Below are 24,197 nucleotides of genomic sequence, written 5' to 3'. Positions count from 1 at the left end.
TGACGGATAACAATCAGCTATTCAGGACTTTCTGTCCATTGATCGGAATACGCTTGGCCTTGGCTTCTTCAGGCACCAGACGCAACAGATCAATATTCAGCAAGCCATTCGACAGACCGGCATTTTGCACTTCGATGTGGTCGGCCAGACGGAACGACAACTTGAAAGCGCGCTGGGCGATGCCCTGATGCAGGTAAGTCACGTTTTCGGTAGTGTTTTCGCGCTTGCCACCGGAAACGGTCAACACGCCCTTCTCTACCTGAAGCTCCAGATCTTCTTCAACAAAGCCTGCGGCTGCGATCACGATGCGGTATTGATCATCCGCATGCTTCTCGACGTTGTAAGGAGGATACCCGCCAGCGGTTTCATTACGTGCGGCAGCCTCGAACAGGTCATTGAAACGATCAAAGCCCACAGAGCTACGGAACAGTGGAGCCAGGGAAAATGCAGTAGTCATGATAAATCTCCTGTAAACAGCGAGTGGTTTAATCCGCGACCCGAATTCGGCATCGCGTAATCCCTAAACTAGGGTCGGCCAAAAGCTTTTCAAGAGTTTATTTTCAGATTTTTTATGACCGTTCGTCGGCACTGACACCGAGCAAAACACTGATTCGCTGGCAGTCTGTTTCGCGACGCAACGCGTCAAACATCTGCGTTGCCTCCGGGTAGCTTTTGGTCAACAGCACCAGCCATTGCTTGAGCCTGCCTGGCGCCTGAATCAGGGTCATCTTCTCCAGGCATTGCAACCAGAAGGTCCGCAGCATGGGCTGCAACTCGGCCCAGGTCATAGGCACCACCTCCTCGCCTTTCTGCGCTGCAGCAATCTGTCGCGCCAGATCAGGGCGTGCCACCAGCCCGCGACCAATCATGATGTCCCGAGCGCCGCAGATTTCCCGGCAGCGACGCCAGTCATCCACGGTCCAGATTTCGCCATTGGCGACGACCGGCACCTTGACCACTTCCTGAATGCGCGCGATCCACTCCCAATGTGCAGGCGGTTTGTAGCCGTCTACCTTGGTACGGGCATGCACGACGATCTGCTCAGCACCACCGTCAGCCAGCGCCCGGGCACAATCCAGCGCGCCGTCGGTATTCTCATACCCCAGGCGCATCTTGGCCGTGACCGGGATGTGTTTAGGGACCGCGCTGCGCACCTGACGGAGGATGGAATGCAACAGCTCGGGCTCTTTGAGCAAAATCGCGCCGCCGCGGGAGCGGTTAACGGTCTTGGCCGGGCAGCCAAAGTTCAGATCCAGCACCGGCGCACCCAGCTCACAGGCGAACGCGGCGTTTTCTGCCAGACAGACAGGATCGGAACCCAATAGCTGGAGACGCAGCGGAGTACCGGCCTCGGTCTTCGCGCCGTTGTGAAACTCAGAGGCGTATTTATAGAAATAATGGGCCGGCATCAGACGCTCGGACACCCGGATGAATTCGGTCACGCACCAATCGATACCACCCACCTTCGTCAGGGCATCGCGCAGGATGTCGTCAACCAGTCCCTCCATGGGCGCCAGAGCAATTTGCATGGGTCACACTCGAAAAAAAGTCCGGCAGTTTACGGCGCGCTGGCGGGATTGGAAACCAGAGGATTTGCCATGGCGACCCCATAACCGTCGATGAACTCTGCTGGCATGCGCTTGGGCTTGCCGCTGGACAGTTCGATGCAGACAAAGGTGGTCTGCGCACGTAACAGCGTCACGCCATCACCGGGGCGCCGAAGCTGAAAACGTCGAGTCATTTTCAAGCGTTTGTCCCAATCTACAATCCAGGTTGCCAACTGCAGTTCATCGTCCTGATAAGCACTCGCGAGATAATCAATCTCATGCCTGACGACCGCCATGGCCCGATCCAGTCGACGGTACTCGCTCAGGTCCAGCCCCAACTGCTGCGAATGCCGCCAGGCGCAACGTTCCAGCCATGTGACGTAAACGGCGTTATTGGCATGCCCCAACCCGTCAATATCGTCGGCGGACACATTGAGGTCGATCACAAAAGGCGTTGTCAGATCCCAGACCATACTTGCTCCTGCGTTGGTGTTTTGTGTTGGCAGGTGAGTGTAACCAAACACACAGCAACGGCGGCCTGTGGGACCGGATTTATCCGGGAAGACTTATTACCAACACCAAAGATGCGTCGTTTGGACAGGCCTTTTCCGGCCTGTAGGAGTGAGCTTGCTCGAGATAGCGTCAGGTTTGACGATGATTGACTAACTGACCTGGCGCTATCGCGAGCAAGCTCACTCCTACAGAAAAACAGTTAGCTATACGCTCTTCAAACAACTGCCGACTTGGCCGCACGCAGGACTCTATCTGACAGATCGCCATTACCCAGCGCTCTGGCCAGCGCCAGGCCGCCCACCATCAATGCAACATCGGCCAACACCTTGTCAGCCTCTTCAGGCGCCGCCGACAGCTGCGCGACCATCAGTTCCAGATGCTCGGCGAGCATCGCCTGAAAAAGCTTCGGCAATCGCGACATTTCGCCAACCGTCGATGGCAGTGGGCAAGCCAGCTCAGTGGCATCCCGATGTTTACGCGACAAATAAAATGCTGCCAGCAACGCACGCCGCTCCTCGCCGGGAAGCTGATCGTCGATCTGCGCTACCGAGGCCCTGCGCTGACTCAGCAAATGATCGAACGCTTCGAGCATCAGCGCTTCTTTGCTGTCGAAATGCGCGTAGAACCCACCGACTGTCAGCCCTGCCGCCGCCATGATTTCGTTGACGCTGGGCTGCTCGGGGCCTTGTGTGATCAACGCGGTGCTGGCTGCGCTCAGGATACGTTCACGGGTTTGTGCTTTTTTATCTTTCATTGGGCACCTCCAGATTACGAAGATAATATTATTCGCATAATCCGGAATGACAAGCACAAGAGGCACCGCCTGTCGCAGACAGAATGGCGTTGGGATGATATCTGAGGGAGTCATACAGGAATGGCAGAATTTAAACCGCCAAAAAAACAAAAGGGCCATTCAATAATCGAATGACCCTTGGTCTCGCAGAGCGAGAAATCGTGGCGTCCCCTAGGGGACTCGAACCCCTGTTACCGCCGTGAAAGGGCGGTGTCCTAGGCCACTAGACGAAGGGGACGCAAAACCTTCGAGCAGATTCGCTTATTAGCGAACCCTGGCAAAATTGGTGGAGCTTAGCGGGATCGAACCGCTGACCTCCTGCATGCCATGCAGGCGCTCTCCCAGCTGAGCTAAAGCCCCGGATTTATCGCCTCGCGGCTCACATCACTTTCAAATGATGCATTTTAAAATGGCGTCCCCTAGGGGACTCGAACCCCTGTTACCGCCGTGAAAGGGCGGTGTCCTAGGCCACTAGACGAAGGGGACTAAACCTTCTTGATGCTGATGATCGACGCTGGATCCGATCATCTTGCACCGTTTCAAAGCATTGTAGCCGAGCTTTGAAACTCTAAATTTGGTGGAGCTTAGCGGGATCGAACCGCTGACCTCCTGCATGCCATGCAGGCGCTCTCCCAGCTGAGCTAAAGCCCCACATCAGTGGACGGGGCGCATGTTAAGCGTGAGTCGCAGGGCTGTCAAATTTATTTTTAACAATTTCTAAAGTTTTTTGTCGGTAATACAACCACTTACCATTCAGCCCCCGGAAAACCGGGGGGCTGACAGGCACAGGCATTGCCTCAGGCGATGGCACCCAGAAGCTTTTCCCATTCCTTGTTTTCTTTCTTGGACACGCCGCCCAGCAGATCAAGCGCCTGGCGCAAGCGGAAGCGAGTCAGGTCAGGGCCGAGGATTTCCATGGCATCAGTCACCGACACTGAGTTGGCCTGACCGGTGATGGCGGCAAACATCAGTGGCATGGCGTCGCGCAGTTTGAGCTCCAGGTGCTCAACGACCGCCTGAATGCTGCCCATGATCCGGTCCTTCTCCCACTGACGCAGCGACTCCAGCTTCCACAGGATCAACTGCATGACCTGACGCACCTGCTCAGGGGATAGCTTCTTGTGCTCGAACAGCTTCACATCCGGCGTCACGCCACCGGCGAAAAAGAAACCGGCCAATGGTGCGACCTGGCTGAAGGTCTCTACCCTGCCCTGCACATGTGGCGCGATCTTCATCATGTATTCAGGGTTCAGCGCCCAGTGCTGCAGTCGAGCAGCGAACTCCTCGACTGGCAACTCACGCAACCACTGGCCATTGAGCCAGGACAACTTCTCGATATCGAAGATGGGCCCACCCAGAGAAACTCGCGACAGATCGAAGTGCTCGACCATTTCTTCCAGCGAGAACTTCTCGCGCTCATCCGGCATCGACCAGCCCATGCGACCCAGGTAGTTGAGCATGGCTTCAGGCATGAAGCCCATGCGCTCGTAGAACGTGACCGAGGTCGGATTCTTGCGCTTGGACAGCTTGCTTTTATCCGGGTTACGCAACAGCGGCATGTAACACAGCTGTGGCTTGTCCCAGCCGAAGTACTCGTAGAGCAGAATCAGCTTGGGAGCCGATGGCAGCCATTCCTCGCCACGCAGGACGTGAGTGATGCCCATCAAGTGGTCGTCGACGACGTTGGCCAGGAAGTAAGTCGGCAAACCATCGGTCTTCATCAGCACTTGCATGTCCATGCGATCCCACGGGATCTCCACTTCACCACGCAACATGTCTGGCACCACGCAAACACCCTCGCTCGGCACCTTCATGCGGATCACGTGAGGCTCGCCCGCCGCCAGACGACGCGCGACTTCTTCTTTGGAAAGCAGCAAGGCACGACCGTCATAACGCGGAGTTTCGCCCTTGGCCATCTGCTCGGCGCGCATCTGATCCAGCTCTTCAGCGGTGCAGAAGCACGGGAAGGCATGGCCCAGTTCAACCAGTTGCTGAGCGTACTTCTGATAGATATCGCCGCGCTCGCTCTGACGGTAAGGACCGTGCGGGCCACCCACATCCGGACCTTCACTCCACTCGATACCCAGCCAGCGCAGCGCATCGAAAATCTGCTGTTCCGACTCACGGGTCGAACGCAACTGATCGGTATCTTCAATGCGCAGGATGAACTCACCGCCATGCTGCTTGGCAAAGCAGTAGTTGAAGAGCGCGATATAAGCCGTGCCAACGTGAGGGTCGCCAGTAGGCGAAGGCGCGATGCGGGTACGAACGGTGGTCATGGAAAATTCCGAATAGGTCGAACAAGCCGTGAATCTTAACAGGCGTGGGGGTTTAGGCTCCAGCGGTGTGGCGCCGCCGAAAAAGTGAAGCAGGTACCGGGCAACCTGTGGGAGCGGTGCTTGCCCGCGATGCATGAGACGTAGGTAGAAGACATACCGCGTTATCGTTTATCGTCGGAATGCCGCCCAGACCAAGCACCGTTCCCACAGTTAGACCTAGTCATTCAGTGGGATCGGTTTTAGTCGGTTCGAGGCAAACACGGCCAGCAATAACGGTGCAGCTATACCGTCAGCAACCGCTCGCGCAATTTGCCGATTTCGTCGCGCATCTGCGCTGCCGCTTCGAACTCCAGATCGCGGGCCAACTGGTACATCTTCTCTTCCAGTTGACGAATACGCTTGGTGATCTCGCTCGGTGAGCGCAATTCGTTTTCGTACTTGGCACTTTCTTCCGCAGCTTTGGCCATGCCTTTGCGCTTCTTGCTGCGCGAGCCCGGCACCGTCGCGCCTTCCATGATGTCCGCGACATCCTTGAACACGCCTTTGGGGGTAATCCCGTTAGCGAGGTTGAAGGCGATCTGCTTGTCGCGACGGCGCTCGGTTTCGCCAATCGCGCGCTCCATGGAGCCGGTGATGCGATCCGCATAGAGGATGGCCCGTCCGTTGAGGTTACGGGCCGCACGACCAATGGTCTGGATCAGCGAGCGCTCGGAACGCAGGAAGCCTTCCTTGTCGGCATCGAGAATAGCCACCAGGGAAACTTCCGGCATATCCAGACCTTCGCGCAGCAGGTTGATGCCCACCAATACGTCGAACGTCCCTAGCCGCAGGTCGCGAATAATCTCCACCCGCTCGACCGTATCGATGTCCGAGTGCAAATAACGCACCCGTACGCCGTGATCAGCCAGGTAATCCGTGAGGTCTTCGGACATGCGCTTGGTCAATGTGGTGACCAGCACCCGCTCTTCCAGCGCGACACGCTTGGTGATTTCCGAGAGCAAGTCATCGACCTGAGTCAGCGCCGGACGAATCTCGATCTGCGGATCAACCAACCCCGTTGGCCGCACAACCTGCTCGACGATGCGACCCGCGTGCTCCGCCTCGTAATTACCCGGCGTCGCGGAAACAAAGATCGTCTGCGGGCTGACCGCCTCCCACTCATCAAAGCGCATCGGCCGGTTATCCAGCGCTGATGGCAAACGGAAGCCATATTCCACCAGTGTCTCTTTGCGGGAGCGGTCGCCTTTATACATGGCACCTACCTGCGGCACGCTGACGTGGGATTCGTCGATAACCAACAACGCGTCGGGCGGCAGATAATCGTAGAGCGTTGGCGGCGGTGCGCCGGACGGACGGCCCGACAGGTAGCGCGAGTAGTTTTCAATACCGTTGCAATACCCCAGCTCCAGAATCATCTCCAGATCGAAGCGGGTCCGCTGCTCAAGGCGCTGAGCCTCGACCAGCTTGTTGTTATTGCGCAGATACTCCAGGCGTTCCTGCAATTCGACTTTGATGCCTTCCATCGCTTCAACCAGCGTTTCCCGGGGGGTCACGTAGTGACTCTTGGGATAAAACGTGAAGCGTGGCAGCTTGCGAATGACCTCACCGGTCAGCGGATCGAACGCCGAAATGCTCTCCACTTCATCATCGAACAGCTCGATGCGAATCGCTTCAAGGTCAGATTCAGCAGGATAGATGTCGATCACATCGCCACGCACCCGGAAGGTTGCACGAGCAAAGTCCATGTCGTTACGGGTGTATTGCAAGTCGGCCAGACGCCGCAGCAAGGCACGCTGGTCGAGTTTGTCGCCCCGGTCGACATGCAGCACCATCCGCAAATAGGTTTCCGGGCTGCCCAGGCCGTAGATACAGGAAACCGTGGTAACGATGATGGCGTCCTTGCGCTCCAGCAACGCTTTGGTCGCGGAGAGCCGCATCTGTTCGATGTGGTCGTTGATCGAAGCATCCTTCTCAATGAAGGTATCCGATGACGGCACATAGGCTTCGGGCTGGTAGTAGTCGTAGTAGGAAACGAAATATTCCACGGCGTTATTCGGAAAAAACGCCTTGAACTCCCCGTACAACTGCGCTGCCAAGGTCTTGTTAGGGGCAAGCACCAAGGTAGGGCGCTGCACCTGAGAGATCACGTTGGCAATGCTGAACGTCTTGCCCGAGCCGGTTACCCCCAGCAGGGTCTGATGCGCCAGGCCGGCATCGATACCCTCGACCAACTGGCGAATGGCCTCCGGCTGGTCACCGGCAGGCTCGAAACGGGTTACGAGCTGAAACTCGGACATAACGTACCTCTTTAATAGCGTGCGCAGGTTCTGATTAATGACGTGCGCAGGCCTGCGGGATATTGGCTTGCGGGCTTGCACTCAGGCAAGGCGCAGGGCGAAAACCAGAGAAATGCATGCGTCTGACCCGGCTAGCGGACCAGTCGTACAGAATATGAAGTGATGGAACTACAGATGGAGCCGCTATCACCAGCTTTCAACCCTTCAAACAGGCGGCTATTAAAGGAGGCAGGCCGCAATATGACTAAAGGCAGACAAATAACCGCAAAAACCCGCAAAAAATCTGCCCCTGGCTGTCGCCCCGGCCAGAGATGGCCTCTATACTGACTCCCCGTTTGTGCACCGCTCTGGCGCATTCGGGTCAGAGCGGGTTTCCCCTCACTTCTCACACAGAGCCGCCACAAAAATGAGCCTGTTCTCCGCTGTCGAAATGGCACCACGCGATCCTATCCTGGGCCTCAACGAAGCATTCAATGCCGATACCCGCACTACCAAGGTCAATCTTGGCGTGGGCGTCTATTGCAACGAAGAAGGTCGCATCCCCCTTCTGCGCGCCGTTGCCGAAGCAGAGACTATTCGCGTGGCTCAACACGCTCCTCGTGGCTATCTGCCGATCGACGGCATCGTTGCCTACGATCTGGCAGTACAGAAGCTGCTGTTTGGCGCTGATTCGCCACTCATCGCCGCTGGCCGCGTGCTGACCACTCAGGCCGTCGGCGGCACAGGCGCACTGAAAATCGGTGCTGACTTCCTCAAGCAATTGCGTCCTGATGCCGTTGTGGCCATTAGCGATCCAAGCTGGGAAAACCACCGTGCCCTGTTTGAAACAGCCGGTTTCCCGGTGCAGAACTATCGTTACTATGATGCGACCAGCCACGACGTGAACCGTTCCGGCATGCTGGAAGACCTGCAGAACCTGCCATCTGGTTCGATCGTCGTGCTGCACGCGTGCTGCCACAACCCGACCGGCGTTGACCTGACGCTGGAAGACTGGAAAAAAGTCCTGGAAGTGGTCAAGAGCAAAGGCCACGTGCCATTCCTGGACATGGCGTATCAGGGTTTTGGTGCAGGCATTGACGAGGACGCTATTGCCGTTCGTCTGTTTGCCGAGTCAGGCCTGACCTTCTTTGCCTCCAGCTCGTTCTCCAAATCCTTCTCGCTCTACGGTGAGCGCGTCGGCGCACTGTCGATCATCACTGAATCGAAGGAAGAAACCACTCGCGTTCTGTCTCAGGTCAAGCGTGTGATCCGCACCAACTATTCCAACCCGCCGACGCATGGCGCGACGATTGTGGCTGCCGTGCTGAACAGCCCGGAGCTGCGCGCGCAGTGGGAAGAAGAGCTGGCAGAAATGCGTGTTCGCATCAAAGGCATGCGCCAGGCCATGGTCGAGCGTCTTGCCAACAACCCTGCAGGTCAGGACTTCAGCTTTGTGGGTCGCCAGAGTGGCATGTTCTCGTACTCAGGGCTGACCACCGAACAGGTACACCGTCTGCGTAACGAGTTCGGCATCTATGCCCTCGATACCGGCCGCATCTGTGTTGCAGCGCTGAACCAGAGCAACATTGATACCGTCTGCAAGGCGATTATCCAGGTGATCTAAGCGATCACGGTGGTCAAAAAAGGGAAGCAGACGCGAGTCTGGCTTCCCTTTTTTGCATCTGGCTACGAGGGTCTGATGCTTCGCCAACAAGTTGGCTCCTACAGGTCACTGATTTGCCGAGCGCCAGCGCAGCCAAGAACCGCCCCAGAAAAACACATCCAGAAACATCTTTTAAATATGTAATGAGAATTAACACTGCGGGTATTTGATTCTCATCCGTCCTAGTAATATGCAGCAGTCGCGTCGGCAAAAGCCACGACCGCTTTTTATGGACACTGTAAGCCCGGGCGACCATCGGGCTGCTCCACACCGTGAATCGAGACCGTTACTCCATGTCTAAGAAGTCCCGTTCAAAAATCTGGTTTCTCGTCCACAGCTGGCTGGCCCTGCCCATCTGGTTCTTCGTCCTGATCGTTTGCTTCACCGGGACGCTGGCGGTGGTGAGCAAAGAGATCATGTGGCTGGTCAATCCGGAGATGCGCGCCAACCAGCCCTCCGCCGATGCTCCACGCCTGAGCTTTGAAGAGGTAAAGGCGACCATCCAGCGTAATGACCCGAAATTGAAGGTCAGCAGGATCTCCGAACCTGATGGCGACTACTTTGCCTTGAATGTCCGTGCAACCTACCCGGGCGGGCGCGCCGTCGTCGCTTACGCCAACCCTTACACCGGTGTTGTTCAGGGCTTCGCCCCGTCGTTCGACTTCCCCGCCTTCACCCGCGCACTGCATGGCTGGTGGCTGGTGCCGTTCACCAACGGTTTTTCATGGGGCTGGTACATGGTGTCGCTGTTGAGCATCCCCCTGCTCGCCTCGCTGGTGACAGGACTGGTGGTCTACAAGAAATTCTGGAAAGGCTTCCTCAAGCCCACGTTGCGCATCCAGCACGGGGCGCGGATTTTCTGGGGCGACTTCCATCGCTTGAGCGGAATCTGGTCGATCTGGTTCATCGCCGTGATTTCCATCACCGGCATGTGGTTCCTGATTCAGGCCATCCTGTTTGACAACCAGATCAGTATTTCCAGCCAGTCGCCGATTGCCTCGGTGATCCCCCATGCCAGTGTTCCGTTGACGGCAGATGGCAGCCCGGCACCGATGATCAGCCTCGACAAAGCCGTTGAGATCACCCGCGAGAAGATTCCCGGCCTGGAGCCCAGCTCCGTCAGCATGCCACTCAACGCCTACAGCAACATCAGCGTTGCGGGCCGCAGTTGGTATCCGCTGATGTTCCAGACCGCTGAAATCAATCCTTACAGCGGCGAAATCGCCACTTCACACCTCTTGTCGGACCGTTCCGCGCTGGAGTTTGTTACCGAGTCGATGCGTCCCCTGCACACCGGGGACTTCGGGGGGATATGGATCAAGCTGATCTGGACTTTCTTCGCCCTGATCCTGAGCATGATGGTACTCAGCGGCTTGCTGATCTGGACCAAGCGCACCGCTCAGGCAACCCTCAACGCGCTCAAGCGCAGTGAAAAAACCGAACGCGCCAGCGCCAGACAAAAAACGCTCTCGCCCATGGCCACCGAGATCCCGGAGAACACCCTGTGAGCAAGGCAGCCATTGCACCACCGCCATCGTCCCTGAGCCGTTTCTGGCATAAATGGCGTTTCCACATAAACATTCTGCTGGTGCTGATTCCGCTAGGCTTCATGCCCAAGTATTTCACCGAGGTCGCCTTGTTCCGTGGCGACAGCGGCCTTGGCCAGCGTGAGATCGGCGAAGTTCAGGTTGGCCCGTGGAGCATCCGCATGGCGGAGTTTTTTGCTGAAGCCCCCCGCCTTGAGGGCGCATCCGGCTACACCAAGACCTTTAATGCTGCGCTGTGTGCCGAATGTGCCGACCGGGTCAAGGCCACTTACCTGCGCATCGGCAAGCCACGCAGCCTGAGGGCCGCCGGGGTGATTTTCTTCGGCTCGCCTTATCGCATGAGCGCCTTCATGCAGATTCCTGAACGGACCGACCCCGATGCCGAACTGTGGATCACCATGGAAGGCTGGGATGGCTCAATGCATCAGGCTTCCATTCCGCTCTCCAAGGCATCACCTGCAACCGTTGCCTGGCTGAAAAAACAAGGAGTCAAACCATGATCGGCAGACCTTATCTGCGCTGGCTGCGTGCCGGTGCGTTGCCCTTGCTCACCGCAGGCCTGCTTGGCCTGAGCACTCAGGCCATGGCCCACAACCCGATGTGCGAGTGCAAACAGATCGACAATGAACAGATCCGCTGCACAGGCGGGTTTTCCGACGGCAGCGGCGCGCCCGGCGTAACCCTTGATGTGATCGGCTATGACGAAACCATTCTGGTGCCCGGCAAACTGGGTGAAGACTCGACAGTGACCTTCAAGAAACCGGCTTCCGAGTTCTATGTCCTGTTCGATGCAGGCCCTGGTCACGTGGTCGAAATCGACCAGGCAGACATTGAGGCCCCATGAGTACGCCAACCCACCAAGTAGTCCGTCCGGCGGGTGCCGGTCACGAAACCCTTTATGTTCTGACGTTGTGTGTGCTGATCCTGCTGGTCGCAGGAACCGTCATTGGCTGGCACGGCGAAAGCCAGGACGTGCAGAAAGTGGCCGCCCATGAACTGGATGCTCGTCGCGACCTGACGGCTTCCGAACAAGGGATCTACGCCGACCTGCGCGTCACACTGGACGAAATTCGTTTGCTTGCGCCCGAACAAGCCACTCCGGTGACGCCGCAACAGCTGAGTGATGAAGGCCTCGCGCCATTTGTCGAAGACGCAAGCTCGGTCAGCCGTGGCGGGCATGCCTGGCGGATGATCGACAAATCGTACCTTGGGCTGAGCCAGGCCCCGACCGTAGCCGGATCGTTTCTGCTGCGGGTTGGCGCAACCGATGACACGCAGGCCGATATCTGGATCAACCGCAGCCCCTCGCTGACCTCCGACAGCAAGCTGGCCATCACCGACGTCAGTGACAAAGCCCTGATCGCCTCAGGCTGGCAACAGGTCGTCGCCCAGTTCGATGCCGGTGTGACTCGCCAGCACAAGCACTGATCCCACGCACTCATTTGAAAGAAGACTGCTCGCCCATGCCTATTTCTCTGAAACGCCGACCGTTGCTGCGCGCAGTACTGGTTGGCATGCTGGCCACCCTGCTCGCCCCTCTGGCCAATGCCGACGCCAAGCGCCTGCGCATTGGCATCACGCTTCACCCGTATTACAGCTATGTGGCCAATATTGTCGGCGACAAGGCTGAAGTCGTGCCGTTGATTCCAGCCGGCTTCAACCCACACGCTTATGAACCGCGTGCCGACGACATCAAGCGCATCGGGTCGCTGGACGTCGTGGTTCTCAACGGCGTAGGTCACGATGACTTCGCCGACCGCATGATTGCTGCCAGCGAAAAACCGGACATCCCGGTGATCGAAGCCAACGCCGACGTACCACTGCTCGCTGCCACCGGCGTGGCAGCCCGAGGCGCAGGCAAAGTGGTCAACCCTCATACCTTCCTGTCGATCAGTGCCTCCATTGCCCAGGTCAACAATATTGCCCGCGAGTTGGGCAAGCTTGATCCGGACAATGCCAAAACCTACACCGCCAACGCGCGGGCCTATGGCAAACGTCTGCGTCAGATGCGTGCCGACGCCCTGGCCAAACTGACCAAAGCGCCCAACCCGGACTTGCGGGTTGCAACCGTGCATGCGGCCTATGATTACCTGCTGCGTGAGTTTGGCCTGGAAGTGACGGCAGTGGTCGAGCCCGCGCACGGCATTGAACCAAGCCCTAGCCAGTTGAAAAAAACCATCGACCAACTGCGCGAACTGGACGTGAAAGTGATTTTCTCGGAGATGGATTTCCCGTCCACCTACGTCGAAACCATTCAGCGCGAATCCGGGGTCAAGCTCTATCCGCTCTCGCATATTTCCTACGGCGAATACACCGCCGACAAATATGAGAAAGAAATGGCAGGCAACCTGGACACTGTAGTCCGCGCTATTCAGGAGTCGGGCGCATGACCGCTGCTGAGAAAATCGCGATTCCCGGTGATGGACCGGGCATTGAGTTCGCTGATGTCAGCCTGACCCTCGGTCGCACCGCAATCCTTGATCGCGTCAGTTTCAAGGTTCGCGCAGGCAGCATCCATGCACTGGTCGGTCCCAACGGCGGCGGCAAGAGCTCGCTGATCAAGACCATGCTTGGCCAGATGCCCCACCAAGGCCAACTGAGCCTGCGATGGCCCGGTTCGCCAGGGCTGATTGGCTACGTGCCGCAAGCGCTGGAATTCGACCGCGGCCTGCCGATCACCGTGGACGATTTCATGGCCGCGATGTGTCAGCGTCGTCCGGCGTTTCTCGGTCTGTCAAAGCATTACGCTGCAGCAATTGGCGAGGCGCTGGAACGGGTTGGCATGCAGGACAAACGCAAACGTCGCATGGGTGCGCTGTCCGGTGGCGAACGCCAGCGCGTGCTGCTGGCTCAGGGCTTGATCCCGACACCACAGCTGTTGGTACTTGATGAACCCATGTCGGCGCTGGACGAAGCGGGTATTCAAGTCTTTGAACGGCTGCTGGGGGACTGGCGCAAAGCAGGTATCACCGTCCTGTGGATCGAGCACGACCTTGAGGCTGTGAAACGCCTCGCTGATAACGTCACCGGCCTGAATCGCAGGGTCTTGTTCGATGAAGCGGCAGCCACGGCGCTGACGCCTGAGCGCCTTCTGACGTTGTTCTCCGCCCATCCTCGGGCTATGGACGATAGAGCTGTGGACGCAACCAAAGGGAGCGCTGCCTGATGGATTACGAGCAGTTTCGTCTTTTCATTCAAGGGCTGGCGTCATCCGGCTACCTGCCTGAAGCACTGGCCTATGGCTTTGTGGTCAACGCCTTGCTGGCCGGGCTGCTGATCGGCCCGGTGCTGGGCGGGCTGGGGACACTGGTGGTAGTCAAGCGCTTCGCCTTTTTCTCCGAAGCCGTGGGCCATGCGGCGCTGACTGGGGTAGCCGTCGGCATCCTGCTCGGCGAACCCTATACGAGCCCGTACGGTGCGCTGTTCGGCTACTGCCTGCTGTTCGGTATTGTCCTCAACTACCTGCGCAATCGTACTGGCCTGGCGCCGGACACACTGATTGGCGTCTTCCTGTCGGTATCCCTGGCCTTCGGTGCGAGCCTGCTGCTGATTCTGGCTGGCAAGATCAATATCCACATCCTCGAGAACGTGTTGTTCGGCTCAGTGTTGACCGTCAACGGCAGCGATCTGCTGGTACTCGCGGTGGTCGGCTCGCTGGTCATGGGCCTGAGTTTGCCGCTCTACAACCGCATCATGCTGGCCAGCTTCAACCCGCAACTCGCCGCCGTACGTGGCGTTGCAGTCAAGGCGCTGGATTACCTGTTCGTGATTCTGGTGACCCTGATTACCGTGGCCGCCGTTAAAGTCATCGGCGCGATTCTGGTCGGCGCCCTGCTGGTTATTCCGGCGGCTGCAGCACGCCTGCTCAGCCAGTCACTGAAAGGCTTTTTCTGGATATCAGTAGGCATCGCCACCGTCAGCACCTTGTGCGGCATCCTGTTGCCGATCGTTTTTGATCTGCCTGTGCCGTCCGGCGCGGCGATCATTCTCGTCGCCGGCATGGCATTCGCTCTGGCCGCTATCGCTCGCGGCACCGTACCGAGCCTCAAAGGGAATATTGGATAATGTTGCGTAAATTGACCTTGGCACTGGCCATCAGCGGCCTGCTCTGTGCCACCTCTCACGCAGCGCCTGTTGCGGCTGATAATCAGGCGCCCGTCAGAGTGCTGGCCAGCCTGCCAATCACCTATGGCCTTGGGCAAATCCTGCTCAAAGACAGCGGCGTGGTGCTGGAGCGTGCCGCAGCTGCCAATCTGCCCGGCTCGCGCCAGACGGCGTATTTCACAGGCCGCGGTGTCGAGGCGCTGCGTAAATTATCGACCGGCGCAGATGCCGTGATCGGCCTGCGCTCCATCTGGCCCGATGATCCGCTGTACCCCAACGCACGGCGCAGTAACATCCGCATTGTCGAGATCGATGCAGCACGGCCGGTGGATGGCGGCTTGCCGGGCATTGCCGTGCAACCGGGGCCGGGTGTCGACGGGCTCAACAGTCAACCGTGGCTTTCCAGCAACAATATGGGGCGCATGGCGGATGTCATGGCGGCCGATCTGGTGCGCCTCGCCCCTGCCGCAAAACCCCATATCGAAGCCAACCTGGCGGCGCTGAAACAACAACTGCTGAAGCTGACTGCCGACAGCGAAGCGAGTCTGGCCAGCGCCGATAACCTCAGCGTGGTCAGCCTTTCCGACCATCTGAGCTACTTGATCAGCGGGCTGAATCTGGAACTGGCGGATACGCAAATACTGGCGGACGATCAGTGGACGCCTGAAGCACTGCAAAAACTGAGCGACACCCTCAAAAACAACGACATCGCACTGGTTCTGGACCATCGCCAACCACCAGAACCGGTCAAGGCTGCGATTACCGCAGCAGGTAGCCAGTTGCTGGTCCTGGCAGTCGATGGCGAAGATCCACTGGCTGAGTTGCAGGGCAATATCGGACAGGTGACACAGGCGCTGGCCGGGAAAAAATAACGGTTCGATATTCCCGACCCAACAATATGCAATTTTCAGGAGCTGGAATGCGTTTTCTGTAGGCGCTGCCGAAGGCTGCGAAGCATCAATCCTGACGTACTGCGATCGCAGCCTTCGGCAGCTCCTACAGATCCACGTGCCAGCAACTACGCGAACGTTTCCAGCCGCCCCAAAGCCGCGCATCGCGCACCGGACCATGCCACTTTCGGTGACAGCTCTTCTCCCGCCTAACAACAAATGTCAGCTAAAGCCCAGCAAAACCGGGAACATATTTGCTTGGCCCGGCTTTTGCCTTATCTTGTATATACAGGATGATATAACCCAGTACGCGACGGCGGAAAATTCCCAAGCCGGTCGGCGAAACTACAACTCAAGCAGGAACGCGCACCATGCCAGCAACACTTCTCCTCACGCCAGGCCAATTCAACCTCGATCAATTGCGCGCCATCTATCAGCAGCAAAGCCCTTTCGAGCTTGATCCGGCAGCCCGTGAAGTGGTCGATGCCAGCACTCGAACGGTTAACGAGATCATCGCCAACCAACGCACCGTCTACGGCATCAACACCGGTTTCGGCCTGCTGGCGCGCACGTCGATCCCCACCGAGTCTCTGGCTAAATTGCAGCGCAACCTGCTGCTCTCGCATTGCACCGGCACAGGTCCATTGCTGGACGATGCCAGCGTGGCACTGATCATGGCCCTTAAAGTCGGCTCGCTTGCCCGGGGTTTTTCCGGGATACGCTGGGAAGTCATCCAGGCCCTGAGCACGCTATACGCTGCCAAGGTTTACCCGTGCATTCCGTCGCAGGGTTCGGTTGGGGCATCAGGCGACCTGGCACCTTTGGCACACATGTCGGCAGTCCTGATCGGCGTCGGCCGCGTGCGCCATCAGGGAAGGGAAATGGATGCCGTAGAAGGGCTGGCGCTGGCGGGGCTTGAACCGATGGTCCTGGGTCCGAAAGAAGGCCTGGCGTTGATCAATGGCACGCAGGTCTCCACTGCGCTGGCCCTGCGCGGGTTGTTTGCCACCGAGAAGCTGTTCACTGCTGCGGTGGTTGCCGGCAGCCTCAGTGTTGAAGCCCTGAAGGGCTCCGACGTCCCGTTCGACCCCCGCATTCAAGCTGTTCGCGGCCAGCCAGGACAGATCGACGTAGCGGCCTTGTACCGCGAACTGTTGGCCAAAAGCGAGATCCGCGAATCGCATGTGGATTGTGGTCGTGTGCAGGACCCCTACTCCCTGCGCTGCCAGCCACAAGTCATGGGCGCTTGCCTGGACCATATGCGCTTCGCCGCGGGTGTTTTTCTGCGCGAAGCCAACGCGGTATCCGACAACCCGCTGGTGTTCAGCGCCGATGGCGACGTGTTGTCCGGTGGTAATTTCCACGCAGAACCGGTCGCCATGGCATCGGATGTGCTGGCCTTGGCAATCTCGGAAATCGGTGCGCTCTCAGAGCGCCGTATCGCACAGCTGGTAGACCCGGCGCTGTCAGGCCTGCCCGCCTTTCTGGTCAAGGAAGGGGGCTTGAATTCGGGCTTCATGATTGCTCAGGTAACGGCAGCGGCACTGGCGTCGGAGAACAAGACCCTGGCCCACCCTGCTTCGATCGACAGCCTGCCAACCTCTGCCAACCAGGAGGACCACGTGTCCATGGCAACCTTCGCTGCGCGTCGGCTGCTCGACATGGCGGGCAACAGCAGCGCTGTGGTGGCTATCGAGCTGCTGGGCGCAGCGCAAGGCGTCGACCTGCATGCACCACTGCGCACATCCGAGAAGCTCAGCGAAGTGCTGGCGATGATTCGCAGTGAGGTTGCCCATTACGACGAAGATCGTTACTTCGCTCCGGATATTGCCGCGGCACGCACCTGGGTTGAAGGAGGTGCATTCGTCCGCTGGCTGCCGTTTGAACGGCTCTACGGCTGATCCCGCCCCCTCGGACAAATGAGCGTCACCTGCCCCAGCAGGTGCGCTCTGTTTATGGCAATACCTCGCCAGTCGTCACATTGATCGAACGACCTGCACACACAGCCCTCAGATTTTTGTAAGCCATCGCAGCTGAACAATAATCAGAGGTGAACAATGAGCGATCAAAATCAAAATCCAGTCGACCGCAATGACCCGGCGATTGAACCGGACACTGCCCCGCAAACCCAGTCGAATGATCAACAGACTCAGGGCAACAGCTCCCAGTCCCAAGGCAAGCCGCCAGGCCAGCCGGATACACAGTTCGAGCAGAATCAGGATTCGGGAGGTAATACCTACACACCTGATTATGAGCCCGAAGAAAAACCGGAAAAAGTGCCGAGCAATCTGCACCCTACACAAGGCAAGGATGCGGATATCGATACGGATGGGGGTTAGAGCTACAGCGCCTGTGTGTTAGCCACGCGCCGCACACAAGGTGCGATCAACCTTAAATATCGTGGGACCGGCTTCAGCCGGGAAGGCGGCACTACTGACGATTCAAATGAGTCGTCCGCCGCAGACGCTTCCCGGCTAAAGTCGGTCCCACGACAGATGTAATGAGTCTTCGTCGCGTGACAGCACGATGCTCTTAAAAAAGCCCTGCACGTCACGCCGCCCGCCCGTCCGACCACACCTGCATTCCCTGCACTTCTTCCCACCGAAACATCCGCACACACTCGGTAAAACTTCTCACGTTGTACGACGTCTGACGTTGTGTTCGACTTGCCCCGTCTCACTAAAAATAACAATGGAGATCCTCCTATGGCGAGCACCAGCTCCGTCGATAAAAAAGCTACTGCTGCGCGTGAATCGGTCTTTGCCAAAGTTACCAAGCTTCTTGGCCCTGGCATTATCGCGGTGTTGTCATGGCTGGGTGCCGGCGACCTGATTACCTCATCGGTAGCAGGTGCCAACTACGGCTACGCCATGATGTGGGTACTGGCGGTTTCGCTGCTGCTCAGATTCCTCATCGTCAACATCATTGCCCGCTTCCAGCTCTGTAATAACAGAGGCATGAGCATCCTCGAAGGCTATGCCCAGCTCCATCCGATCTTTGCCTGGTTCATGCTCGGCTACGCCCTGCTAATGGGTCACCTCATTAACGCGTACATGATCAAAGGTGCGGGCGAAGCACTGGCGATGCTGCTGCATATCAATCAACCGCTGCTGTGCTCTTTTGCGGTGGTGATTGCGGTCTGGTTGCTGGTGGGACGCAACATCTACACCATGATCGAAGGTGTCATGAAAGGCCTGCTGGCCCTGATGACACTGGCGTTTCTAGCGCTGGCGATCATGTCCAAACCGGACATGGTAGGCATCCTCAAAGGCACCATCGGCTTCAGCATTCCGCCAGATGAAGGCGTGCACGGCGCCCTGCTGGTGGCGGTCTCGGTAATCGGTGCAGTGGCCGGTTCGATTGCTAACTTCGTTCACCCGTATGTGATGCGTGAAAAAGGCTGGATCGGTCCTGAGCACAAACGAATTCAGCGTAATGACCTGCTGTTTGCCGTGCTCGTCGGCATTATTATCAACCTGGCAATCTGGGTGGTTGGTGCAGAAATCCTGCGTCCGAATGGCATACAGGTCACTAACCTGCAGGATCTGGGCAAAGCGCTGGAAATGTTCTTCGGCTCGGCTGGCTGGTACATCTTCTTCGTGGGTGTGTTTGCCACACTGTTCGCCAGTATCGCGGGTAAAACCACTGCCTTCCCGATGCTGATCACTGACGCCTTCCAACACATCCTTCCGAAGCGCCGTGAGAAGTACGGGAAGGAATTTCACAAGGACCCGATGCACAAGTGGTTCATGTTGTTCATTCTGGTCACCCCGCTGGTGTGGTCGCTGCCCGGCATGCCGGACTTCGTGACCCTGACCATTGGCGTAAACGCACTGAACATTATCGGCCTGCCGATCATCTCTCTCGGCTTGCTGATCATGTCCAACCAGAAAAAGCTGCTCGACAAGCAATACCGCAACAACCTGTTCGAGAACATCGCGCTGGTGTTTGCGACAGGTCTGGCGTTGTGGGTTGCGTTCCAGTTGGGGGCTGATCTGCTGGGTTAACAGCCTACTTGGCTGCTGATTTCAACCTGCCCTCCCTGCAGGAGCGCACGAGCACCGCGAGGCCGCGATAGCGTTAGATCAAACCGACGTCATCGCTGCCTCGCGCTGTTCGTGAGCTACAAAAGCATTTCAAATCAGCTAATCCATTTTTTGATAGAAGCTGACAAGGGCTGCGACTGCATAAACCAGCCACACCGCAATCGCATCCTTCGGCAGCTCCTACAACTGATTCGCCTTTAGCGCGGAAATCTTTTGCAACAAACCATTGCGCAGCACCCGTATAAAACAGCAGGATCGCTTTAGCGTCTGCTTTGAGCAGGCATCCCCTGCTCAACCATGCGGAGCCTCGCTGTGGATCAAGCCACTTCCCCCACGCCTACCCGGCTGACGTCCCGTGAATTTCGCGGAATGGTCGCCATTCTGCTGTCCATCGCCCTCGCAACGCTTGATACCGCCATCGCCAATACCGCGTTGCCCAGCATCGCAGCGGACCTGAATGCATCACCGGCCGCCTCGGTATGGGTCATCAACGCCTACCAGCTCGCGGCAGTCGCAACCTTACTGCCCTTCGCCGCCTTGGGTGGAGTGATCGGGCACCGCAAGGTCTATCTGGGTGGGCTGATTGTGTTTGTGCTGTCTTCGGCGCTATGTACCTTTGCCTGGTCGCTGCCGTCCCTGACCATTGCACGGGTCATTCAAGGCCTTGGGGCGAGCGCAATCATGGCCGTCAACGCGGCGTTGATCAGTTCGATTTTCTCCCATGAACGCCTGGGCCGCGGGCTGGGCATGAATGCCCTGGTGGTGGGCACTTCATTTGCGGCGGGGCCAACCATCGCGTCTCTGGTGTTGTCCGTGGCGAACTGGCCCTGGCTGTTTGCGATCAACCTGCCTCTCGGCGTATTTGCACTGGTATTTGCCTGGAACTCCCTGCCCGTCAGCAAACCCGGCACATTGAGCTTTGACCGGCTGACTGCTTTGCTCAATGTGATTACCTTCGGCGCACTGATCTTTGCGCTCAGCGAAGCCGCGCAACTGGGTTCCATGACGTGGGTCTGCGTCGCGCTGGGGGTATTTCTGATTGCAGGCGCAGTGATGCTGCGTCGTGAAGCCGGGCACCCTGCCCCCATGTTTCCACTGGACCTGCTCAAGCGCCCGATGTTCGCGCTCTCTGCTATCACTGCATTCTGCTCATTTGCGACTCAAGGGTTGGCCTTTGTGTCGCTGCCCTTCTTCTTTGAAACGGTGTTGGGCCGCGATCCGATTCAGACCGGATTCTTAATGACCCCATGGTCGGTCGTCGTGGCCATGATTGCCCCCGTTGCCGGGCGTTTGTCTGACCGCTATGCCCCCGGAATGCTGGGCGGCATCGGTTTGGCGATTCTGTGCGCCGGAATGATTTCCCTGACCCTGATCCCGGCTGATGCGAGCGCATGGGAAATCGGCATTCGAATGATTATCTGCGGGCTGGGCTTTGGATTCTTTCAGGCCCCTAACCAGAAGGCGCTGATGACCAGCGCGCCCAAGGAACGCGCCAGTGGTGCCAGTGGCACCATCGCCACTGCGCGATTGATCGGTCAGGCCACGGGTGCGGCGCTGGTTGCGCTGAGTTTTGGTATCAGCGGTGAACACGGGCCTGTTCTGGCCTTGGCCATCGGTGCCGGATTTGCAGCGGTTGGCAGCATTTCCAGCGCATTGCGCCTGGTCGCGGCCAAATCGCCGACTTTCAAAAACTGAAGCAACCTCACATCCAGTGAAAAAATAGCCGTTCGTAGGAAACCTTCTGCAGAGAGAGTCGTCCCAGCTATGATGGCACAAGGCCTCTTTCTACCACGACCACTCTGCGGCTGTACGGAACGTTCATGCATCTATCACTACAAGCCGAAAAACAACGTCTGGCCGCAGTTCGCGCCATTCAATGGCTGGAAACTGCCGCCGACGAGAATTTCGATCGCATCTGCCGACTGGCCTCCGCCTATTTCAATGTGCCGACGGTGCTGGTCTCATTGGTGGAGAAGGATCGCCAATGGTTTGCTGGCAGAGTCGGCTTCCAGAACTCGCAAACCCCTATCAATCAGTCGTTCTGCGCGCACACGATCAAGCAGGACGGTGTCATGCAGGTCGTCGACGCCTGCGTCGATCCACGCTTCATGGACAATGAACTGGTGACGGTTGAAGGTGGTATTCGCTTTTACGCGGGTGCTCCGCTGGTCACGCGTGACGGGCATGCGATTGGCAGCCTGTGCCTTATCGACAAGTTTCCTCACCAACTCAGTCATGCGGAAACGCTGGTTCTTCAGGACCTGGCCGAGATGGTGATTTCGCAGATCGAACATCGACAGCAGACCAGCATGCGCAACGCCGCCAGTGGCCTGCCCAATCTGCGTCAATTCCTGACCGACAATGCGAGTCCGTGGCTGAACACCGAAGCGTCTACGCGCCTGTTGATGGTGGTGGAAGTCGTCGACAGCCAATGGACCCATGACTTTGCACTCGACCATGGCTCGGGGCTGGTGGGTGCCAAAGCTGCCAGCATTACGACTCGCCTTAATGAGGCGTTGGGTGAAGAGCTGACGGCTTATCACATCAGTGAGCGCCACCTGTGCCTGCTGCTGCCTGCCCAGCCTCAGGATCAAAACGAGCTGATCCTGACGCTCAGCACACTGGTTTGCGAACCCTGCGCTGAGGATTCCATATCGACGTTGCCCGGCATTCGCATGGGCATTGCGGTGTGTACGGATGGCAAACAGTCCATCGGTGATCTGTTGCGCAAGGCTCGCAGCGCGGCGGACACGGCAGCCAGAGACGGGATCGACTGGTCCGTATGGGATGAGGATCCAAACTGCGCATCGCGCCGCTCCGAATCGTTGATAAACGATGTCGCGGGCGCTTTATCGAATGGTGGTATTTCCCTGGTCTTCCAGCCACGCTTCAGGCTGGAGGATGGCCGCCAGGTCAGCGCTGAAGCGCTACTTCGCTGGAATCATGAAGTGTTCGGTCCGGTCTCCCCTGCTGAATTCATTCCGCTGATCGAGCGCTCCGGCCAGATCAGCCTTGTGACGCGCTGGGTCATTGATAACGCATTGGCTCACGCCGCCGCCTGGCTGGATAACGAAGCCAAGGTTTCCCTGAACCTCTCCGCACTGGACTTTCAGCATATCGATATCGCTCAGGCATTGAAGGCCGGATGTGAAAAGCACGGGATCAGCGCACATCGAGTGGAGGTGGAAATAACCGAGGGCGAATGGATCAGAGCCAGCACAACGGTACTGGCTCAGTTAGCAGATATCCGTCTGCTTGGGGTGGATGTCGCGATTGATGACTTCGGCACCGGCTACAGCAACTTCGCCTACCTGCATGAAATCCCTGCCAATGTAATCAAGCTGGACAAGTCGATCATTACCGACCTGGAAAACAAGCCACGTAATCGCGTTATTGCCCAATCCATTTTCCAGCTTGCGCATCAGCTGGGCTACCGAACCGTTGCTGAAGGCATCGAAACCTTCAAGTGCATGGACCTCGTCAGAGGCTACGGCTGTCATGAGGCCCAAGGGTTTTTCCTCAGCAGGCCACTTTCCGGAGAGCAGATCAGGCTCACGGCAACAGGCAGCAACTTTCTGTTAAGCGCCTGACAGTTGCCTGGCCAAACGCCTATTCATCAGCCTTGTAAGGTGGGTAGTCATCATCGCCCACGCGTTTATCCTTGCTAATGTCCTTGCCGTCTTCGGGAGACTTTGCCGGACCCACGGGGTCGACCTGTGGGTCTGCAAGATCAGGGGAGTCCGGATCGAAGCCCAGATCCTGCTCAGGGTCGCGCTGATGGTTCGTCATGCTCACCTCTCCTGGTAGATGCCCGACCGCGTCGGGCTACTCACTTAAGAAGAAAGCCCGACCGCAAAGTGCAGCGCAACTGACGAGCGGATCCTCATCAGCGAAGAACAGTCACTGCTGCGGCATGGCCGAAGAGTGGTGATTGAGGATCAACCATTCGCCGTCAATCTTCTGATAAAGATAGGTGTAGCGCGCCTGGACCTGGCGTTTGCTGCCATCAGCTTCGGTAAGCGTGAAGGTATATACGCCCGTATCCAGCGCCTTGTTTTCGTTCAGGCGACGAATCTCACGGAAGTTGATGACGCCGACCGGTTTCAGCAACAGGAAGTGATCAAAGTAATCCTTGATCTCCGCAGGGGTGGTGCGGACCTTGTTGGATACGGTGGGTTGCAGAATTGCGTTCTTCGCATAAAGGGCCGTTACCTTGGCGGAGTCACCAGTCTGCAGCGTGCGGTTCCAGCGCTCGAACAATGCGGCAATTTCGCGATCTTTAACGTCAGTCGGCTGCGGGGCAATTGCGGTGTAGGAATACGGTTTGACCGGCGCGGTATCCACAGCATGGACCAGTGGAGTCGCCAGCAGGGCAATCAGCGTCACGGCAGACATTTTTACGTTGAGCTTCATTTACGGTATTCCTATCGGCTTTTGGTGGAGCTACTGTGCCGCGTTGTGAATACGCAGCCATCAGCCAATTGGTTCGATCTGCCTATGCCATTTGGCAGATAGCGGCACCACATCGAAAACAGGTCT

General features: G+C 57.7%; 22 protein-coding genes and 4 tRNA genes. 14 read left to right on the top strand and 12 right to left on the bottom strand.

Translation table 11 applies throughout. The features are described 5' to 3' along the window. Positions 1-13 precede the first annotated feature (13 nt). From EE949_RS23750 to uvrB, 10 genes are all read right to left on the bottom strand, one after another. Entirely contained in the window at positions 14-457 is a 444-nt protein-coding gene (locus EE949_RS23750) for an Hsp20 family protein (protein ID WP_122666513.1), read from the bottom strand. A 112-nt stretch (positions 458-569) separates the two neighbouring features. Next, complete coding sequence (locus EE949_RS23745) at positions 570-1,529, bottom strand: tRNA dihydrouridine synthase (RefSeq protein ID WP_122666512.1); 960 nt, start codon at positions 1,527-1,529, stop codon at positions 570-572. A 29-nt stretch (positions 1,530-1,558) separates the two neighbouring features. Beyond that, on the bottom strand, positions 1,559-2,020 hold the full coding sequence (locus tag EE949_RS23740) for an acyl-CoA thioesterase (protein WP_122666511.1): 462 nt from the start codon (positions 2,018-2,020) through the stop codon (positions 1,559-1,561). A 254-nt stretch (positions 2,021-2,274) separates the two neighbouring features. Then, positions 2,275-2,814: a TetR/AcrR family transcriptional regulator gene (locus EE949_RS23735; protein WP_122666510.1), complete on the bottom strand. Its 540-nt coding sequence runs from the start codon at positions 2,812-2,814 to the stop codon at positions 2,275-2,277. Positions 2,815-3,015: 201 nt separating this feature from the next. Then, positions 3,016-3,091 (bottom strand) — tRNA-Glu (locus EE949_RS23730). Positions 3,092-3,137: 46 nt separating this feature from the next. After that, positions 3,138-3,213, bottom strand: a tRNA-Ala gene (locus tag EE949_RS23725). Between the two features lie 50 nt (positions 3,214-3,263). Further along, positions 3,264-3,339, bottom strand: a tRNA-Glu gene (locus tag EE949_RS23720). Between the two features lie 89 nt (positions 3,340-3,428). Continuing rightward, positions 3,429-3,504: transfer RNA gene (locus EE949_RS23715), tRNA-Ala, on the bottom strand. Positions 3,505-3,650: 146 nt separating this feature from the next. Continuing rightward, positions 3,651-5,132, bottom strand: a complete 1,482-nt coding sequence (gene gltX / locus EE949_RS23710) for a glutamate--tRNA ligase (RefSeq protein WP_122666509.1) — start codon at positions 5,130-5,132, stop codon at positions 3,651-3,653. 281 nt (positions 5,133-5,413) lie between these two features. Beyond that, positions 5,414-7,429, bottom strand: coding sequence for an excinuclease ABC subunit UvrB (uvrB, locus tag EE949_RS23705; protein WP_122666508.1), 2,016 nt, complete (start codon positions 7,427-7,429; stop codon positions 5,414-5,416). A gap of 406 nt (positions 7,430-7,835) precedes the next feature. On the opposite strand from uvrB, the gene EE949_RS23700 reads away from it, so the two are divergent. The 14 genes from EE949_RS23700 to EE949_RS23635 all read left to right on the top strand — a co-directional run bounded on the left by EE949_RS23700 (position 7,836) and on the right by EE949_RS23635 (position 23,248). Further along, complete coding sequence (locus EE949_RS23700) at positions 7,836-9,032, top strand: amino acid aminotransferase (protein WP_122666507.1); 1,197 nt, start codon at positions 7,836-7,838, stop codon at positions 9,030-9,032. A 332-nt stretch (positions 9,033-9,364) separates the two neighbouring features. Next, positions 9,365-10,579: a PepSY-associated TM helix domain-containing protein gene (locus tag EE949_RS23695; RefSeq protein ID WP_122666506.1), complete on the top strand. Its 1,215-nt coding sequence runs from the start codon at positions 9,365-9,367 to the stop codon at positions 10,577-10,579. Then, complete coding sequence (locus EE949_RS23690) at positions 10,576-11,118, top strand: thiamine pyrophosphate-binding protein (RefSeq protein WP_122666505.1); 543 nt, start codon at positions 10,576-10,578, stop codon at positions 11,116-11,118. The genes EE949_RS23695 and EE949_RS23690 overlap by 4 nt, the downstream gene beginning before the upstream one ends. After that, a complete protein-coding gene (locus tag EE949_RS23685) occupies positions 11,115-11,462 on the top strand; it encodes a hypothetical protein (RefSeq protein WP_122666504.1) in 348 nt (115 codons plus the stop codon). The genes EE949_RS23690 and EE949_RS23685 overlap by 4 nt, the downstream gene beginning before the upstream one ends. Next, positions 11,459-12,046 (top strand): DUF6162 family protein, encoded by a 588-nt coding sequence (locus EE949_RS23680; RefSeq protein ID WP_122666503.1) that lies wholly within the window; start codon positions 11,459-11,461, stop codon positions 12,044-12,046. Before EE949_RS23685 ends, EE949_RS23680 begins: the two co-directional genes overlap by 4 nt. 35 nt (positions 12,047-12,081) lie before the next feature. Next, positions 12,082-13,008 carry a metal ABC transporter substrate-binding protein gene (locus EE949_RS23675; protein ID WP_122666502.1) on the top strand — a complete coding sequence of 309 codons (927 nt, stop codon included), beginning with the start codon at positions 12,082-12,084 and terminating at the stop codon, positions 13,006-13,008. Continuing rightward, positions 13,005-13,784 (top strand): metal ABC transporter ATP-binding protein, encoded by a 780-nt coding sequence (locus tag EE949_RS23670; protein ID WP_122666501.1) that lies wholly within the window; start codon positions 13,005-13,007, stop codon positions 13,782-13,784. The genes EE949_RS23675 and EE949_RS23670 overlap by 4 nt, the downstream gene beginning before the upstream one ends. Beyond that, positions 13,784-14,683: a metal ABC transporter permease gene (locus EE949_RS23665; protein ID WP_122666500.1), complete on the top strand. Its 900-nt coding sequence runs from the start codon at positions 13,784-13,786 to the stop codon at positions 14,681-14,683. The genes EE949_RS23670 and EE949_RS23665 overlap by 1 nt, the downstream gene beginning before the upstream one ends. Continuing rightward, entirely contained in the window at positions 14,683-15,594 is a 912-nt protein-coding gene (locus EE949_RS23660; RefSeq protein WP_122666499.1) for a metal ABC transporter substrate-binding protein, read from the top strand. Before EE949_RS23665 ends, EE949_RS23660 begins: the two co-directional genes overlap by 1 nt. A gap of 389 nt (positions 15,595-15,983) precedes the next feature. Continuing rightward, positions 15,984-17,513 carry a histidine ammonia-lyase gene (hutH, locus tag EE949_RS23655; RefSeq protein WP_122666498.1) on the top strand — a complete coding sequence of 510 codons (1,530 nt, stop codon included), beginning with the start codon at positions 15,984-15,986 and terminating at the stop codon, positions 17,511-17,513. Positions 17,514-17,669: 156 nt separating this feature from the next. Beyond that, complete coding sequence (locus EE949_RS23650; RefSeq protein ID WP_122666497.1) at positions 17,670-17,951, top strand: hypothetical protein; 282 nt, start codon at positions 17,670-17,672, stop codon at positions 17,949-17,951. Between the two features lie 366 nt (positions 17,952-18,317). Then, positions 18,318-19,619: an Nramp family divalent metal transporter gene (locus EE949_RS23645; RefSeq protein WP_122666496.1), complete on the top strand. Its 1,302-nt coding sequence runs from the start codon at positions 18,318-18,320 to the stop codon at positions 19,617-19,619. A 408-nt stretch (positions 19,620-20,027) separates the two neighbouring features. After that, a complete protein-coding gene (locus EE949_RS23640) occupies positions 20,028-21,353 on the top strand; it encodes an MFS transporter (RefSeq protein ID WP_122666495.1) in 1,326 nt (441 codons plus the stop codon). Positions 21,354-21,478: 125 nt separating this feature from the next. Next, positions 21,479-23,248, top strand: a complete 1,770-nt coding sequence (locus EE949_RS23635) for a sensor domain-containing diguanylate cyclase (protein ID WP_122666494.1) — start codon at positions 21,479-21,481, stop codon at positions 23,246-23,248. Between the two features lie 19 nt (positions 23,249-23,267). On the opposite strand, the gene EE949_RS23630 is transcribed toward EE949_RS23635, so the two are convergent. Together EE949_RS23630 and EE949_RS23625 are read right to left on the bottom strand one after the other, a co-directional pair. Next, complete coding sequence (locus EE949_RS23630; RefSeq protein WP_122666493.1) at positions 23,268-23,447, bottom strand: DUF6021 family protein; 180 nt, start codon at positions 23,445-23,447, stop codon at positions 23,268-23,270. A 111-nt stretch (positions 23,448-23,558) separates the two neighbouring features. Next, entirely contained in the window at positions 23,559-24,071 is a 513-nt protein-coding gene (locus EE949_RS23625; RefSeq protein WP_240350434.1) for an SgcJ/EcaC family oxidoreductase, read from the bottom strand. Positions 24,072-24,197 lie beyond the last annotated feature (126 nt).

It is taken from the genome of Pseudomonas viridiflava (assembly GCF_900602065.1).
Taxonomy (GTDB): domain Bacteria; phylum Pseudomonadota; class Gammaproteobacteria; order Pseudomonadales; family Pseudomonadaceae; genus Aquipseudomonas.
Note: the sequence above shows the minus strand (reverse complement) of the source record. Positions and strands in the feature narration are given on the sequence as shown.

Excerpts from the sequence above, each read along its gene's own strand:
- EE949_RS23630 (WP_122666493.1), bottom strand. The coding sequence starts at position 23,447 with ATGACGAACCATCAGCGCGACCCTGAGCAGGATCTGGGCTTCGATCCG.
- EE949_RS23700 (WP_122666507.1), top strand. The coding sequence starts at position 7,836 with ATGAGCCTGTTCTCCGCTGTCGAAATGGCACCACGCGATCCTATCCTG.
- EE949_RS23680 (WP_122666503.1), top strand. The coding sequence starts at position 11,459 with ATGAGTACGCCAACCCACCAAGTAGTCCGTCCGGCGGGTGCCGGTCAC.
- EE949_RS23750 (WP_122666513.1), bottom strand. The coding sequence starts at position 457 with ATGACTACTGCATTTTCCCTGGCTCCACTGTTCCGTAGCTCTGTGGGC.
- hutH (WP_122666498.1), top strand. The coding sequence starts at position 15,984 with ATGCCAGCAACACTTCTCCTCACGCCAGGCCAATTCAACCTCGATCAA.
- EE949_RS23640 (WP_122666495.1), top strand. The coding sequence starts at position 20,028 with ATGGTCGCCATTCTGCTGTCCATCGCCCTCGCAACGCTTGATACCGCC.
- EE949_RS23695 (WP_122666506.1), top strand. The coding sequence starts at position 9,365 with ATGTCTAAGAAGTCCCGTTCAAAAATCTGGTTTCTCGTCCACAGCTGG.
- EE949_RS23625 (WP_240350434.1), bottom strand. The coding sequence starts at position 24,071 with ATGAAGCTCAACGTAAAAATGTCTGCCGTGACGCTGATTGCCCTGCTG.
- gltX (WP_122666509.1), bottom strand. The coding sequence starts at position 5,132 with ATGACCACCGTTCGTACCCGCATCGCGCCTTCGCCTACTGGCGACCCT.
- EE949_RS23635 (WP_122666494.1), top strand. The coding sequence starts at position 21,479 with ATGCATCTATCACTACAAGCCGAAAAACAACGTCTGGCCGCAGTTCGC.
- EE949_RS23670 (WP_122666501.1), top strand. The coding sequence starts at position 13,005 with ATGACCGCTGCTGAGAAAATCGCGATTCCCGGTGATGGACCGGGCATT.
- EE949_RS23675 (WP_122666502.1), top strand. The coding sequence starts at position 12,082 with ATGCCTATTTCTCTGAAACGCCGACCGTTGCTGCGCGCAGTACTGGTT.
- EE949_RS23660 (WP_122666499.1), top strand. The coding sequence starts at position 14,683 with ATGTTGCGTAAATTGACCTTGGCACTGGCCATCAGCGGCCTGCTCTGT.
- EE949_RS23685 (WP_122666504.1), top strand. The coding sequence starts at position 11,115 with ATGATCGGCAGACCTTATCTGCGCTGGCTGCGTGCCGGTGCGTTGCCC.
- EE949_RS23650 (WP_122666497.1), top strand. The coding sequence starts at position 17,670 with ATGAGCGATCAAAATCAAAATCCAGTCGACCGCAATGACCCGGCGATT.
- EE949_RS23665 (WP_122666500.1), top strand. The coding sequence starts at position 13,784 with ATGGATTACGAGCAGTTTCGTCTTTTCATTCAAGGGCTGGCGTCATCC.
- EE949_RS23645 (WP_122666496.1), top strand. The coding sequence starts at position 18,318 with ATGGCGAGCACCAGCTCCGTCGATAAAAAAGCTACTGCTGCGCGTGAA.
- uvrB (WP_122666508.1), bottom strand. The coding sequence starts at position 7,429 with ATGTCCGAGTTTCAGCTCGTAACCCGTTTCGAGCCTGCCGGTGACCAG.
- EE949_RS23740 (WP_122666511.1), bottom strand. The coding sequence starts at position 2,020 with ATGGTCTGGGATCTGACAACGCCTTTTGTGATCGACCTCAATGTGTCC.
- EE949_RS23735 (WP_122666510.1), bottom strand. The coding sequence starts at position 2,814 with ATGAAAGATAAAAAAGCACAAACCCGTGAACGTATCCTGAGCGCAGCC.
- EE949_RS23745 (WP_122666512.1), bottom strand. The coding sequence starts at position 1,529 with ATGCAAATTGCTCTGGCGCCCATGGAGGGACTGGTTGACGACATCCTG.